Here is a 14,894-nt window from a genome sequence, read left to right as displayed (position 1 = left end):
CCCCGCCAATGCCACCGACCTCGACCGCGCCGCCGAACAGCTACAGAAGCTGAACCCGCAGGCGGTCATCCTGGCCGCGCCCACCATCAGCTCGGCCGCCTTTGTCCAGGCCTACCAACGCCTGCGCACCGGCACCCCCTTCTATGCCCTGTCCTGGGTCAATCCGACCACCCTGCAGGAATTCCTCGGGCCCGAAGCCATCCGCTGGGTGGCGGTCAGTGCCTTGGTACCCTCGCCCTATAACCCCACCGCAGCGGTGGCCCGTGATTTTGTCGGCACACTCAAGAAGTTCCGCGACGAGCCGCCGAGCTATGCCTCCATGGAGGGCTATCTGGCCGCCCGCATGCTGGTCGAGGCACTCAGGAGCAGCAGTGACCTTGGTCCCAGCGCCTTGCGGCGCACGTTGGAGAGCTTCCGTGGCGATATGGGTGGCATGACCCTGCGGCTCGAGGGCGCCGGCCAGCGTGCTTCGCGTTTTGTCGAGCTGGGTGTCTTCTCCAGCAGTGGCAAGCTAGTGAACTAAAGCCGGCTTGCTCGGGCTGTACATCGTCACCTCGACAAACCCACCGGCCCAAGTCCGCGGGTCCACGCGCAGCTCAATAGTCATCGCTCCCGCGCGGCATGGCCTTGCGCAACCAGTTGGCCACCTGCTTCTTGCTGGCGGTGGAAATCGTCGCCTGCGCATCGCTGGCCTTTTCGATATGGAAGAACTGCCGCGGCTCGGTTAGCTGATAGGTCGGCCCGCGGCTGTCCAGGACCTCGACCTTGCCCTCGAACAGGCAGACGTTCTCCTCCTCGCCATCCTGCTCGGCAAAGAAGTCGGTACCCCGCACACCGATGGTGGAGGTCTGCAGCCTGATGGTCACCTCACGCGGTTTGAGTTTGGCCAGTGCACCGGTTACAAAGCGCAGTGCCCCCTTGCCCAGTGTGAAGCCTTGCCTCACCAAGCCCTCTGCCAGCCCCTCCGGCGCTGCCAGCTCATCGACCTGCAGCCGGCTATCGCCACCGACGTAGAGTGTGCTGCCATCGGGCAATTGCAGCTGTACACGTCCCTTGGCATTGGTCAGCAGCACGCTACCCGCCGCCAACGGTTCACCCTGGTGCAAGGGCGCCAGCTTGCCATCCCGCTCCTGCCAGGCCGAGGCCTCCACCTTTAGTACCTTGGCCTCCAAGGGTGCCGCCACGGCCACCAAGATGCCGCCCAGCAACAGCCACGCGGCCCACGGCAAACCCCTGCGTACCCGCTCCATCCAAGCCATGACCATGAAAACACTCCCCTGAACAAGAACTTGCAGCACAGCGCATACGCGTGTGGCCCGCCGGATCACTTACAATAGCGGTTTGGGCCGCTGGCAAAACGCCAGCCGGCCCCGTATCGACCGTCTGTACGTACTGGAATACTGGAACACCCGCATGCTGCGCATCAACGAACTTCGCCTGCCCCTTGACCACACGCCGGAAGCCCTGCCGCAAGCGATTGCCCAGCGGCTCAAGATCCAGCCGGCCGAACTGCTCGAGTACACGGTGTTCAAGCGCAGCTACGACGCCCGTCGCGGCCATCCACTGACCCTGATCTACACCATAGACTTTCAGGTCAGGAATGAGGCAGCACTGCAAAAGCGCTTGGCCCACGACAACAAGATCGTCGCGACCCCGGACACCAACTACTACTACGTCGGCCAAGCGCCTGAGCAACTCGCGCACCGCCCGGTGGTGGTGGGCTTTGGCCCCTGCGGCATCTTCGCCGCCCTCTTGCTGGCACAGATGGGCTTCAAGCCCATCGTGCTGGAACGCGGCAAGGAAGTGCGTGAACGGACCAAGGACACCTGGGGTCTGTGGCGCAAGAACGTGCTCAACCCGGAATCCAACGTGCAGTTTGGCGAAGGCGGCGCCGGTACCTTCTCTGACGGCAAGCTCTACAGCCAGATCAAGGACCCGCGCTACCTGGGCCGCAAGGTCATGGCCGAGTTCGTCAAGGCCGGCGCACCTGAGGAGATCATGTACGTCAGCAAGCCGCACATCGGGACCTTCCGGCTGGTGAGCATGGTCGAGAAGATGCGCGAGACCATCGAGTCCTTGGGTGGCGAAATCCGCTTCCAGCAGAAGGTGGCCGACGTCGTGATCGAGGACGGCGCGATACGCGGCCTGACCCTGGAAAGTGGCGAGACCCTGCGCTGCGACCACGTGGTCATGGCACTGGGCCATAGCGCCCGCGATACCTTCAGCATGCTGCACCAGCGCGGCGTATACATGGAGGCCAAGCCTTTCTCGGTCGGCTTCCGTATCGAACACCCACAGTCGCTGATCGACCGCGCCCGCTTCGGCAAGCACGCCGGCAACGAACTGCTCGGCGCCGCCGACTACAAGCTGGTGCACCACGCCAAGAACGGCCGCTCGGTCTACAGCTTCTGCATGTGCCCCGGCGGCACCGTGGTGGCCGCCACCTCCGAGCCCAACCGGGTGGTCACCAATGGCATGAGCCAATACTCGCGTAACGAGCGCAACGCCAATGCCGGCATCGTGGTCGGCATCACCCCAGAGGATTACCCCGGCGACGTACTGGCCGGCGTGGAATTCCAGCGCCAGCTCGAATCGCACGCCTTTGTGCTCGGCGGCAGTACCTACGAGGCACCCGGCCAGCTGGTCGGCGACTTTATCGCCAACCGCCCGTCCAGCCAGCTCGGCAGCGTAGAGCCTTCCTACAAGCCCGGCGTCAAGCTCGGCGACCTCAGTAGCAGCCTGCCGGCCTACGCCATCGAGGCCATCCGCGAGGCGCTACCGGCCTTTGGCAGGCAGATCCACGGCTTTGACATGCCCGACGCCGTGCTGACCGGGGTAGAGACCCGCACCTCTTCGCCGGTACGCATCACCCGTGGCGAGGACTTCCAGAGTCTCAATGTGCGCGGCCTCTACCCCGCGGGCGAAGGTGCCGGCTACGCCGGCGGCATCCTTTCGGCCGGCGTGGACGGTATCAAGGTCGCCGAGGCCGTGGCGCGCAGCATACTCGGCCACTGAGCACGCTCGTCTGACAGCAGGCATTGCCCGCCCTTGGGCCTGGCTATATTATGATTTCGTCATAATCAGCCAGGCCCTATCCATGTCTGTCCTGCGTCTTACTTTGCTGGCCGCCCTGCTCGGCACCCTCGCGGCCTGTGGCGACGGCGGCGGTGGCGGCAGTACCCCCACCACACCGCCCCCGGCCAACGGTGCGCCCCAGATCCAGAGCTTCAGCGCCAGCCCGGCCACGCTACAGGTCGGTCAGTCCGCCATCCTCAGCTGGCAGGCCAGTGGCGCCAGCAGCTACAGCATCGCGCCGGGCGTAGGCGCTGTCAGCGGCAACAGCGTGGCCGTCGCCCCGGTCGCCACCACCACCTACACCCTGACCGCCAGCAATGGCAGCGGCAGCGTAACCGCCACCACGATCGTCACGGTCACCCCGGTCGGCACGCCCACAACGCAATACGGCAGCATGAACGTTGCCAGTCTGGGCACCGGTGCCTCGCTCAACGGCGCCATCCCCTTCCCCGCCGACAATGCCTGGAACCGCGACGTCTCGGCCGCCCCCGTCGATCCCAACTCGGCCAATCTGATCGCCACCATCGGCGTCAGCCGTGGCCTGCACCCCGACTTCGGCGCCGGTCTCTACGATGGCGCCCCCATCGGCATTCCCTACCAGGTGGTCAGCGGCAGCCAGGGCAAGGTGCGGATCAACTTCACCGCCTATGGCGACGAGAGCGACCCCGGCCCCTACCCGGTCCCGGCCGGCGCACCCATTGAGGGGCAACGGCCCGACGGCGCTACATTCGATGGCGATAGGCACGTGCTGATCGTCGACAAGGACAACAACCGCCTGTACGAACTCTACCGCGCCTTCCCGCAGGCCGACGGCAGCTGGAATGCCGACTCGGGCGCCGTCTTCTCGCTCGACAGCAATACCGTACGCCCCGGCGGCAAACCCGGCTGGACCAGCGCCGACGCTGCCGGTCTGCCCATCTTCCCCGGCCTAGTACGCTACGACGAAGCGGCCAGCGGCACCATACGGCACGCCTTCCGCTTTACCGTCAGCCAGTCGCGCAAGGCTTACGTACCCCCCGCCACCCATGCCGCCGCCAGCAGCACCGACCCTAACCGCCCGCCCATGGGCATGCGGGTACGGCTCAAGGCCAGCTTTGTCATCCCGGCCAGCTTCAGTACCGAGGGCCGCGCGATCCTGCAGGCCATGAAGACCTACGGCATGATCGTGGCCGACAATGGCAGCAACTGGTATGTGAGCGGCGCCCCCGATCCGCGCTGGAACAATGACAAGCTCCTGAGCGAACTCGGCAGCGCCAAGGGCAGCGACTTCGAGGTGATCCGTATGGATGGCCTGGTCACTCCCTGATCCGCCTCAGTTCGGTTGGCAATGAAAAACGGCACCCTTCAGGTGCCGTTTTTCATGGTCACACCTCGGCTCAAGCCGGTGCCTGCCAGGGCGCCAGCAGGCCCTGGGCCGCCCAGTGTGCTTCCAGCCGCAGCCAAACCTGCTCCCTTTCGGCCTCGTTCATGCATACCCAGTTGGCCACTTCACCGAAGGTGCGGCCACAGCCCATACAGATCTCATCACCAAGGGCAGTGGAACAGAGCGCAACGCAGGGCGAGTCGGGGCGGGCTTGGGTCATAGGAGGCAGAAGGGACAGTACCGGGAAAGCAGGCATTGTAATGGGGGCGGACCGACACCCCTAGCCTGACCGCCAAATGGCAAATAGCGAGCGGCTACCAGCGTCCCTTGACCGGCACCGCCCGCAGGATCAAGCGGCTATAGGTCTCCTGCACGCCCGCCCGCTCCCGCAAGGCCTCGATCAACCTGACCAGGTCCTGCTGGTCGGCACAGGCGGTACGCAGCATATAGTCGAAGGAACCGGTCAGCAGCGTCGCCTCCACGATGCCCGGTATGGTCTGGATGACCGCCTCGAAATGCTCGGCGGTAATCCCCGACCGCATCTTCACGTCGATCAGTGCCTCCAAGGACAAGCCGAGCGCCGCAGGATCCACGCTGGCATGAAACCCCCGCACGGTGCCACTGGCCTGCAAGCGTCGCACCCGTTCGGCCACCGCGTTGGCGCTCAGGTGCACCCGTTCCCCCAATTCCCGGTAGCTCAGCCGTGCGTCCTGCCGCAGCAGATCGATGATATCTCTGTCTATCTTATCCATTACCGCGTTTTCATCTGAATTTATCGGATCAATATACTGATTACATCGCCAAACGCGGTAATGGCCTAGCTAAAATTCCTCAGCTTGATTTTTATATTATTCGTTGAGGTCCATACATGCTCCCCACCCTGCACCTGCAAGCCACCGCACTCGCGCTGGCCGTCAGCGCCACCACCGTGGGCGCCGCCATCGCCGCCCCGAGCGATATGACGGTCGATGCCGCCATCCGCAAGGAAGTGATCAGCAACACCGTCCAATACCTCAAGGCCGACTACGTCTTCCCCGACGTCGCCACCAAGATGGCCGCCGACCTGCAGGCCAGGCAAAAGCGTGGCGAGTATGACCAGATCGTCAGCGCGCTGCGTCTTGCCGAGCAGCTGACCACCGATATGCAGGCCATCAGCCACGACAAGCACCTGCGCGTACGCTACCGTGAGGAAGCGATTGCCGAGGACAAGGTGGAGGACGACGAATCACCGGAAGAAATCGCCCGTTACGAGCGCGAAGCCAAGGGGCGCAACTACGGCTTTCGCAAGGTGGAGATGCTGGACGGCAACATCGGCTACCTGCGACTGGATAACTTCGAGGAACCCGCGATCGCCGGCCCTACCGCAACCGCCGCCATGACCTTTCTGTCCAGCGCCAGCGCAGTGATCATCGACCTGCGCAGCAACGGTGGTGGCAGTCCTGAGATGGTGCAATGGCTGACGTCCTATCTGTTCAGTCCCACGCCGGTCCATCTGAACGATCTCTACTACCGGCCGCAGAATGCCACTACCCAGTACTGGACCCACGCCTATGTGCCCGGTCCGCGCCTGAGCAATACACCGGTCTATGTGCTGACCGCCAAGCGCACCTTCTCGGCCGCCGAGGAATTCAGCTACAACCTCAAGAACCTCAAGCGCGCCACCCTGGTGGGCGAAACCACCGGCGGCGGCGCCCATCCCGGCCGCAACTATCGGGTGCAGGCCCACTTCCAGGTCTTCGTCGCCACCGGCCGCGCCATCAATCCCATCAGCAAGACCAATTGGGAGGGTAGCGGTGTTACGCCCGACGTTGCGGTTACCGCAACCGACGCCCTGACCACCGCCCACAAGCTGGCGCTTGAAGCGACCATCAAGAACAGCCAGGACGCCGATAACCGCAAGCGTGCTGAAACTGCCCTGGCGAAGCTAGCGCAGTAGCACGGCCCGAGTCAGGCCCGCAGCCATAAAAAACGGCACCCGCGGGTGCCGTTTTTGTGCCTCAAACGTTGGCCTGTGCCGGCTGCAAGGCTGCTTGTCGCGCCGGCTTGCTGGGGAAGGCGTGGCGGAAGATACGCACCAGCACGGTAAAGAACTGGCCGGCAAAGCTGCCGGTGTTGTAGTGCTGGCCGTAACGTTGGCAGATCGCCTTCACTTCGACCGCCATGCTGGCATAGCGCCGTGCCGGCAGGTCAGGGAACAGGTGGTGCTCGATCTGGTGGCTGAGGTTGCCGGTCATGAAGTGCAGCAACCAGGAACCGCTGAGGTTGGACGAGCCGCGCAACTGGCGCACATACCAGGCGCCACGGCTCTCGTTCTTGAGTACCGAGGCCGGGAACACCTCGGCATGCTCGGTGAAGTGGCCGCAGAAGATCACCGCAAAGGTCCACAGATTGCGCAGCAGGTTGGCCAGGGCATTACCCGCCAGCACGCCCAGGAAGTTGGGCCCGGCCAATAGCGGGAAGAACACATAGTCCTTGATGAACTTGCGCCACAGCTTGCGCTTCACCGCCGGCAGCTTGGCCTGCAGCTCCGCCTTGCTGACCTTGCCCTTGAAGTAGCGGTCCAGCTTGAGGTCGAAGATGGCGATAGCGTACTCGAACAGTACCGCCTGCAGCAGTGCCCACAAGGGCTGCAGCAGGTAGAAGGCACGCCAACGCTGCTCGGGAAACACCCGCACCGTGCCGTAGCCGATGTCGTGGTCCTTGCCCAGCACATTGGTATAGGTGTGGTGCTGATAGTTGTGGGTGTGCCGCCAGGCATCGCTGGTGCAGCTATGGTCCCACTCGAAGGTCTTACCCGAGAATTCCGGGTCGTTCATGAAGTCATACTGGCCATGCATGACGTTGTGGCCCAGCTCCATATTGTCGACGATCTTGGAGAAGGCCAGCAGCAGCACGCCGGCGATCCAGGTCGGCGGAAAGAAACCGGCGAACAGCATCAGCCGGCCGGCCAGTTCGCTGATGCGCACACTCGCGCGCACGCGGCGGATATAGCGCGCGTCGCGCTCGCCCAGTTCGGCGATATGGCGGTTGCGCAACGCATCAAGCTCGCGACCGAAGGCCTCGGTTTCCTCTGCGCTCAAAGTACGGCTATGTGCCATGGTGTCTCCCTAGATATGGGTGGCAATTCAAACTACTGCATACCGCCCGGGAAACCCGGGCGCTCAAGGGCGGCATCAGCGCCACCGTCCCTTGTTGATCTATTCCCTGACCTCGCTGATGCGAGCAAGCGGGTCTCTCTTAAAGATCGAGTACGACATCACCCACCGGCGCGGTAATGCACAGGCGAATCGTTTCATCGGGTTCCATCGAAATCTTGCCGGTACGCAGGTCGCGCACCGCGCCCTCGCGCTTGTGGCAGGTGCAGGTATTGCAGATGCCCATGCGGCAACCGTGGGCAGGTTTGAGGCCATGGGCCTCGGCCTGCTCCAGCAGGGTGCCACCGGTACGGCCAGCGAGTTGACGGTTGGAGCGCTGGTAGGTCAGCTGTACCGGCATATCGTCCTCCACCTGCCAGTTGGGTGGGCTGAACGATTCCACCACCAGCGAGGCAAAGGCACCGTCCTGCCACAGGGTGTTGGCAGTGTCGGTAAAACCGTAGGCGCCGCAGGCATAGGCCTGCCGCTCGGTGGCGTCCGGTACCAGCAGCGCCAATTGGGCCGCACTCAGCCGGCCCGCGGTTTCCCCGTCCTGAATAGGCTCGCCGGTCAGGCAAACCTGCAAACGCAAACCGGGCATGGCCCGCAGTTCCTCGACAAACGCCAGCTCGCGGCGGCGACGGCCGTAATACAGCAGCACCACATCGCCCAAGCTGCCCTGCGCCAACCGCGCACGCAGCATGGACAGTAGCGGGGTAATGCCGCTGCCGGCCGCCAGCAGTAGCCATTTGGCCGGCGCCGGCTCAGGCAACAGCAGCTGCCCCTGGGCCTGACCTATCTCCAGATACTGGCCCACCTTGGCGTAGTCGTGTAGATAGCCTGATACCAGACCGCCGGGCTGGCGCTTGATACCCACCTCGATCAAACCGCCAGACTGCGGCATGGGGCTGTAGCAGCGCGTATGGCGCACACCACGGATCTCGGTGGTCAAGGCCACGTGCTGGCCAGCCGCCAGGCCCTGCCAGTGGCGGCTCGGCGCCAAGGTCAGCACCAGGGTGCTGTCACCCTCCATGCGCCGCGCCACCACGCGAGCCAGCACCCGCTGCAGTTGCAGCTGCGGGTGCAAGATCCGGCCGTAGTAGTCGAAGACATCCTCGCGCAGCCAGCCGCGTAGCGGTCGCAACAACGGCAGCACGGCATTGGCGAAGGGGGAAGGCAGCAGGGGCACGATGACAACCATTTCAGTGAACGTATGTTTACCAAGATGCCATCGCGCCGATTTTCAGTCAACACTTGTTCACTAAATATTTTTCACCGCTGTTCGGAACCCGCTGCGCTCTGCTACATTCCGGCGCTATCTTTCTTCCTCGCCCTAGCGAATATCCTTACCGTGCTGATCCGTGCCGAGAAAAAACAGCAGACCCGGCAGGCCTTGCTCGACGCTGCCTTGCAGCTGACCGCGGCCGGCCAGGGGCTGAGCACCATCAGCCTGCGCGAAGTCACGCGCCAGGTCGGCATCGTGCCGGCAGCCTTCTATCGCCACTTCCAGGATATGGACGAGCTGGGCCTCGCCATCGTCGAGCAGGTGGGCTCCAGCTTTCGCGAGGCTATCCGCCTAGTGCGCCGCAATGAGTTCGAGCAGCAAGGGGCCATCAACGCCTCGGTGCATATCTTTGTCGAGTACGTGGTGGCGCATAAAACGCTGTTCCTGTTCCTGGCCCGTGAGCAGTACGGTGGCTCGGCGCTGGTGAGGCAGGCCATCGGTGCCATGCAGCAGCACTTTATCGACGACCTCGAGGCCGACCTCGCGCAGAGCCCCAAGCTCACCCACCTGGGCGCCGCCGACTACGCCGTGGTGGCCAATCTGATCGTGCGCACCGTCTTCTCCACCCTGCCCGAGCTGATCAACCCGCCCGAGGATGCCGTGCTGCACGGCCGCAGCCCGGAGCACCAACTCGAAGACAAGATCCGCTTCATACTGATCGGCGCCAAGCATTGGCGTGGTATTACTGCCTCCAAAGACGGCACCGACTGACCGTATCCTCGGGCTTGGTCCTTTTCATGGCTATCCCATAAATTACGATGACCGACACCGTACAACTGGTACTCAAGGGCAGCCTGCTGCCTGGCCACAGCCTCGAAGCCGCCGGCAATGCACTGGCCGGCCTGCTCAAGATCAACGAGGAACGGGCGCAGGCCATGCTGGCCGGCAGCGAAACCGTCATCAAGCAAGCCCTGCCACGCGAGCAGGAAGCGCGCTATCTCGCCCTGTTCGAACGTATCGGCGTACACGCCTATACCCGCCAGGCAGCAGCGATCCAGCCTGAAACTGCTCCGGCGAGTTCTGCCTCGCCGGCACCCAGCGCCTACGCCCCCATCACTGCACCCGGCCCGCTGACCGTGGCAGCTGAGGCCGCTCCGGTCGAAACCATCACCTGCCCCAGCTGCGGCTTCGTACAGCCCAAGCGCACGCTCTGCCGCCAATGCAGCGCCGACATGCCCCGCGTCCTGGCCGCACAGCGCCAGCCCGAGCCTGCCCGCGAGCGGGTCGCCTCTGACGGCACCTCACCCTACCGTGCCTCGCAGCGCACCGCCGAGCCGGAGCCGGACGCGGTACCCGCCTTCCTCTCGCTGCAATTCGAAGGCCGCCTCAACCGCCTGCGTTACATGGCCTATAGCGCCTTGGTCTACCTGCCGGTGGCACTGCTGGTGCTGCTGGTCGCAGCGGTGATGGGTGCCAGCGGCAGCGGCGGCTTGACCATCCTGGTTGCCGGCATCGGTGGCTTGGCCTGCTTCTGCCTGAGCATGCGCGTCATGGCGCTGCGTCTGCACGACTTCGGTCTGAGCGGCCGTTGGCTATGGCTGTTCCCGGCCAGCGGTCTGATGCTGATCACCGGCTCCCCCATCGCCGCCATGGTGCTCTACGCCGCACTGTCACTCGGCTCTTTGGCCCTGTGCCTGATTCCCGGTCATGCAAAGGCCAATGAATACGGTACGCCCAACGGCGCCAACAGCGGCTTGGTCGTCGCCGGTGCCGTGGCCTTTGCCCTGATCGGCGCGCTGGCACTCTTCAGCGGTGGCAGCGAGGGCCTGCATGGTCGCCACAAGGCCCAACAGCTCAAGCCCGTCGGCCAGCTCAGTGGCGGCATCATGATCGAGGAATCGGATGACCCGGTCGAACAGGAGGCGTTGGTACGCAAGGCGGTCGACAAAGCCGCCGAGGAGCAGGGGATCAACCTGACGCCGTCCGACCGGGAAGAAACCGTGCAGCGCTACCTGCAAGCCATGCGCGGCGAGGCCGGCAACTAAGGGATACTCTGCAAAAAGAAAACGGCACCCTTGGGTGCCGTTTTTCATTGATTCCCGCAGCGCTCAGGCACGCAACAGCGACAGCACCTGACGGGGGCTGGCATTGGCCTGGGCCTGCACCGCCAAGGCAGCGTCGCCACGTATCCGTTCCTGCGCCAGCTGGCTGGCCGCCTGCGCATAGTCGGTATCCTCGATCCGACTACGGGCGGCAGAGAGATTGTCGCTACGGTTCTGCAGATTGTTGATGCTGGCCTCGAAACGGCTGTTGAGCGCACCCAGGCTGGCGCGGCTGCTGTTGACCGTACCAAGGTCCTGATCGATCTGATCCAGGGCCGCCGTCGCACTGGCGGCCGAGGAGACGTCCACATTGCCGGTCGCACCACTCAAGGCACCGATCGAGATGCTGACCTGGTCGCCGGCATTGGGCCCGGCCTGGAAGGTCTGGCTCCCCCCCTGGAACAAAGCCTGACCGTTGTAGTTGGCATTGCGTAGCGAGTCTGCATTGGCCTGGGTCAGCGAGCTGATCTCACCCTGGATCGCAGCACGGTCCTCCACGCTCAAGGTGCTATTACCGGCCTGTACCGTCAGCTCACGGATGCGCTGCGTATTGTCCTCCACGCCGCTCAGCACCCCATCGGCAGTCTGTGCCAGCGAGATGCCGTCGCTGAGATTGCGCACGGCGGCACCGCTACCCGCAATCTGGGCCGCAAACTGCTCGACGATGGCACTGGCTGCCGGATCATCGGCGGCACTATTGATACGTTTGGCTGACGACAGCTGGTTGAGCGTACGGCGCTGCGCTTCCTGAACATCGTTCAGATTGCGCTGGCCAACAAGCGAGGCTTGGTTGGTACTGACACTGCTGATCATGGACCGCTCCCACCCGCCCAGGCGTTACCACGCCCAAGGCAGGCTCCTTGGTATGCATTAGCTTTAGATTATCCTCCTTGCCGCCAATCCAGAAAGCCATCCCCGACCAGCGGTAGGGCCTTGAATCCATAGCGGTATTTCCAAGCAAGCCATGCAGGACCGGCGCTTAATGGTCGATTAAGCCGCAAGCGTTGCAATAGGCCGCTCGGCCGACAGACGGCTAAACTAGCCAGGAAGGTGCCCAACAAGGGCCGGCGGCGCAAAAAGCAAAGGCAAAGCGTGCATATATTGCTGGTGGAAGATGATCAGATGATAGGCGACGCGGTCGTCCAGGGCCTGCAGGATGCCGGCCTGACGGTGGATTGGCTGACCGATGGCGAAACGGCGCGGCTGGCGCTGCAAACCGAGAGCAACTTTGACCTGCTCCTGCTCGACATCAATCTACCCCGGCTCAGTGGCCTCAACCTGCTGCAATGGCTGCGCGAGCAGGGCAATGCGCTGCCAGTGCTGATCATGAGCGCCCGCGACCAGATCGATGACCGCGTGGCCGGCCTTGATGGTGGCGCCGACGACTACCTGGTCAAACCCTTCTCGCTGGCCGAGCTGACCGCCCGCGTGCGGGCGCTGTTGCGGCGCCAGCAGCAGCGCAGCCATCCCAAACTGGTGTGGCGCGATATCGAGCTCGACCCGGCCCGCCAGTCGGTACTGCAGGGCGGCGAGCCGCGTACCCTCACCGCCAGCGAATACCGCCTGCTCTACATGCTGATGTCGAGCTACCCCCACCTGCTGTCACGCCGCCAGATCGAGGACAAGCTTTACGGCTGGCAGGAAGGCAGTGCCAGCAACACCCTGGAGGTCCACCTCTCCCACCTGCGTCGCAAGCTCGGCGCAGATATCCTCATCAATGTACGTGGCCTGGGTTGGCGGCTGGCGAGCGAGAAGCCGTGAGCCGTCTGCGCGATTCGTTGATCGGCCGGCTCAGCCTCTACGTGCTGGGCGGCATGCTCTTGGTCTGGGCCCTGCTCACACTCGCCCTCTATATGCAGATGTGGCACGAGGTCGGCGAGATCCAATCCGCCCAGTTGGTGGACGTGGGTGAGTTGCTGATCCGCCATCTCGACGATGAGACCGCGCACGGTCTGCCGGCCGTGGAGCCTATCAGCACTACCACCCGCATGGCCTTCAGCCTTTACGACCAGCAAGGCAAGCTGATCGCCACCAGCCACCTCCCCGCCCTGCCGCCCTTGCCAGCGATCGATCCGGCACGGCCAGGTTACGAAGCCGAGCGGGGCCTGGAGTTCCAGGGCCAGTCCTGGCGGGTGCGGCGTTTCGTCAATGCCAGGCACCAGCTGACCATCGGAACCTCCAACCACTTCCGCCGCGGTCTGGCACTGGAGATGGCCGCCCAGCAGATGCTGCCGCTGGCCCTGATGCTGGCAGTGTGCATGGCCATCACGCTGTGGGGTCTGCGCCGTGGCCTCAAGCCGCTCACCCGCTTCTCCACCGAGCTGCAGGCGCGCCACCCCGGCAACCTCGCGCCCATCAATACCCCCTTACCCAGTGAGGTGGTACCGCTGGCCGAACGCATCAACGCGCTATTCACCCAGATCGACGAAACCCTGCAACGCGAGCGGCGCTTTACCGGCGATGCCGCGCACGAGTTGCGCACCCCCCTCTCCGGCCTCAAGCTGCAACTGGAGCTGGCCTTAGGCAACCCACGCGAAGAGACCCGCGAGCGCGCCCTGCGCAATGTGCAGGCCAGCACAGAGCGGATGGAACACCTGGTCGACCAGCTGCTCAAACTGGCCCGGCTGGACGATGCCACCCGCCTGCCGCGCGAACCGGTGGACATGGCAGCCCTCTGCCGCGAAGGCCTGGCCCAGCACCAGCTGCAGGGCGAGGTAACCGTACGCACGCCGCAGCCACTATTCGGCGATGCGGCCTCCCTGCGCCTCTTGCTGCGTAATCTGTTCGCCAATGTCCAGCGCCATGCTGGCACCGAGCAGCCGGTGGAAGTGTGTATCGATGGCGCACAGATCAGGATCCGCGACCATGGCCCCGGCGTCAGCCCCGACTGGCTGCACCGGCTGGGCGAGCGCTTCGCCCGGCCCGAAGGTGAGCAGCGCGACGGCGTGGGCCTGGGCCTGTCCATCGCTCACCGTATTGCCCAGCTGCATGGCAGCGAGCTGCATTTTAGTGCTCCCCCAGGCGGTGGACTATGCGTACAGTTCAGCCTGCCCACTACCGTCACCAGCCAGGAACCCTCTGCTTCATGAATGCCCAAGCCGCCAGCGGCCTGCAACCCCGCCACCTGGCAATGTGTTCCATTGCCGCCGCCTGCCTGACCCTGGCACTGAAGTTCGGTGCCTATTACCTGACCGGCTCGGTCGGCTTGTATTCCGATGCACTGGAATCCTTCGTCAACCTCGCCGCCGCCATTGCCGCCCTGATGGCGCTGTCCATCGCCGAGCAACCGGCCGATGCCGGCCATCCCTGGGGGCACGAAAAGGCCGAGTATTTCGCCAGCGGCCTGGAGGGCGGGCTGATCGTCGTCGCCGCGGTCGCGATCTGCTACGAGGCAGTGCAACGGCTCCTGCATCCGGCACCGGTGGAGCAACTGGGCTGGGGCATGGCCTTGTCCCTGGTGGCCTCGCTGCTCAATGGCGGGCTGGCGCTGTTCATGCTGCGCTACGCACGCCGCCACGACAGCATTGTACTGGAGGCCGACGCCCACCATCTGCTGACCGACGTCTGGACCTCGGTGGGTGTGCTGGCGGGCCTGACCCTGCTATGGGTGCTACCACCCAGCTGGACCGCGCTCGACCCGCTGATCGCCATCCTGGTGGCGGCCAACATCGTCCGCACCGGGGTGGATCTGGTACGCCGCTCGGCCGATGGGCTGATGGACGCAGCCCTGCCGGCAGAGGAAATCGCCCGCATCGAAACCTTGCTCGCACCGCTGGCAGGACAGGGCCACAGTTACCGCAGCCTGCGCACCCGCAAGGCCGGTAGCCGCCGTTTTGTCGAATTCAAACTCATGCTGCCACCGGCCATGTCGGTGGCAGACAGCCATGCGCTATGCGACCAGCTGGAAGACGCCATCATGGGCGAGCTGTCCCGTTGCCGCGTCACCATCCATGTCGAGCCGCAACCGGCCAACTGAAGCCCCTTTCGGCCTGCCA

At 64.3% G+C, this 14,894-nt stretch carries 15 protein-coding genes; 9 read left to right on the top strand and 6 right to left on the bottom strand.

Translation table 11 applies throughout. The annotated features are described in order from the left end of the window. A partial coding sequence (locus VIM95_RS21565; RefSeq protein ID WP_331989863.1) for an ABC transporter substrate-binding protein occupies positions 1–523 on the top strand: 523 nt, incomplete at its 5' end. Between the two features lie 73 nt (positions 524–596). On the opposite strand, the gene VIM95_RS21560 is transcribed toward VIM95_RS21565, so the two are convergent. Continuing rightward, positions 597–1,265, bottom strand: a complete 669-nt coding sequence (locus tag VIM95_RS21560) for a FecR family protein (RefSeq protein ID WP_331989861.1) — start codon at positions 1,263–1,265, stop codon at positions 597–599. A gap of 76 nt (positions 1,266–1,341) precedes the next feature. Between VIM95_RS21560 and VIM95_RS21555 the strand changes: the two genes are divergently transcribed. Further along, positions 1,342–3,015 (top strand): NAD(P)/FAD-dependent oxidoreductase, encoded by a 1,674-nt coding sequence (locus tag VIM95_RS21555; RefSeq protein WP_331989859.1) that lies wholly within the window; start codon positions 1,342–1,344, stop codon positions 3,013–3,015. Positions 3,016–3,097: 82 nt separating this feature from the next. Then, positions 3,098–4,381 carry a hypothetical protein gene (locus VIM95_RS21550; protein ID WP_331989857.1) on the top strand — a complete coding sequence of 428 codons (1,284 nt, stop codon included), beginning with the start codon at positions 3,098–3,100 and terminating at the stop codon, positions 4,379–4,381. Between the two features lie 70 nt (positions 4,382–4,451). Here VIM95_RS21550 and VIM95_RS21545 read toward each other — a convergent pair whose 3' ends face one another. Together VIM95_RS21545 and VIM95_RS21540 are read right to left on the bottom strand one after the other, a co-directional pair. Next, on the bottom strand, positions 4,452–4,658 hold the full coding sequence (locus VIM95_RS21545; protein ID WP_331989856.1) for a DUF1289 domain-containing protein: 207 nt from the start codon (positions 4,656–4,658) through the stop codon (positions 4,452–4,454). 94 nt (positions 4,659–4,752) lie between these two features. Further along, a complete protein-coding gene (locus VIM95_RS21540; RefSeq protein ID WP_331989854.1) occupies positions 4,753–5,190 on the bottom strand; it encodes an Lrp/AsnC family transcriptional regulator in 438 nt (145 codons plus the stop codon). Between the two features lie 116 nt (positions 5,191–5,306). Here VIM95_RS21540 and VIM95_RS21535 point away from each other — a divergent pair, with 116 nt between their 5' ends. Next, on the top strand, positions 5,307–6,374 hold the full coding sequence (locus tag VIM95_RS21535; RefSeq protein WP_331989852.1) for a S41 family peptidase: 1,068 nt from the start codon (positions 5,307–5,309) through the stop codon (positions 6,372–6,374). A 61-nt stretch (positions 6,375–6,435) separates the two neighbouring features. Here the strand turns inward: VIM95_RS21535 and VIM95_RS21530 are convergent, their stop codons facing one another. Continuing rightward, a complete protein-coding gene (locus VIM95_RS21530; protein ID WP_331989851.1) occupies positions 6,436–7,536 on the bottom strand; it encodes an acyl-CoA desaturase in 1,101 nt (366 codons plus the stop codon). Positions 7,537–7,675: 139 nt separating this feature from the next. Then, entirely contained in the window at positions 7,676–8,761 is a 1,086-nt protein-coding gene (locus VIM95_RS21525) for a ferredoxin reductase (protein WP_331989850.1), read from the bottom strand. 162 nt (positions 8,762–8,923) lie between these two features. Between VIM95_RS21525 and VIM95_RS21520 the strand changes: the two genes are divergently transcribed. Both VIM95_RS21520 and VIM95_RS21515 read left to right on the top strand, forming a co-directional pair. Continuing rightward, complete coding sequence (locus tag VIM95_RS21520) at positions 8,924–9,568, top strand: TetR family transcriptional regulator (protein WP_331989849.1); 645 nt, start codon at positions 8,924–8,926, stop codon at positions 9,566–9,568. 47 nt (positions 9,569–9,615) lie between these two features. Then, positions 9,616–10,842, top strand: a complete 1,227-nt coding sequence (locus VIM95_RS21515) for a DUF805 domain-containing protein (protein ID WP_331989847.1) — start codon at positions 9,616–9,618, stop codon at positions 10,840–10,842. A 63-nt stretch (positions 10,843–10,905) separates the two neighbouring features. On the opposite strand, the gene VIM95_RS21510 is transcribed toward VIM95_RS21515, so the two are convergent. Next, positions 10,906–11,712, bottom strand: a complete 807-nt coding sequence (locus VIM95_RS21510) for a flagellin (protein WP_331989845.1) — start codon at positions 11,710–11,712, stop codon at positions 10,906–10,908. Positions 11,713–11,991: 279 nt separating this feature from the next. Here VIM95_RS21510 and VIM95_RS21505 point away from each other — a divergent pair, with 279 nt between their 5' ends. Genes VIM95_RS21505 through VIM95_RS21495 form a run of 3 tightly spaced genes read left to right on the top strand, consistent with a single transcriptional unit; the run spans position 11,992 to position 14,875 of the window. Further along, the gene (locus tag VIM95_RS21505; RefSeq protein WP_331989843.1) at positions 11,992–12,660 is read left to right on the top strand and encodes a response regulator transcription factor; all 669 of its coding nucleotides are present in this window, start codon (positions 11,992–11,994) and stop codon (positions 12,658–12,660) included. After that, the gene (locus tag VIM95_RS21500; protein ID WP_331989841.1) at positions 12,657–13,988 is read left to right on the top strand and encodes an ATP-binding protein; all 1,332 of its coding nucleotides are present in this window, start codon (positions 12,657–12,659) and stop codon (positions 13,986–13,988) included. The genes VIM95_RS21505 and VIM95_RS21500 overlap by 4 nt, the downstream gene beginning before the upstream one ends. Beyond that, entirely contained in the window at positions 13,985–14,875 is an 891-nt protein-coding gene (locus VIM95_RS21495; RefSeq protein WP_331989839.1) for a cation diffusion facilitator family transporter, read from the top strand. The genes VIM95_RS21500 and VIM95_RS21495 overlap by 4 nt, the downstream gene beginning before the upstream one ends. Positions 14,876–14,894 lie beyond the last annotated feature (19 nt).

Origin of the sequence: Chitinimonas sp. (genome assembly GCF_036568685.1) — a bacterium.
GTDB lineage: Bacteria > Pseudomonadota > Gammaproteobacteria > Burkholderiales > Chitinimonadaceae > Chitinimonas.
Note: the sequence above shows the minus strand (reverse complement) of the source record. Positions and strands in the feature narration are given on the sequence as shown.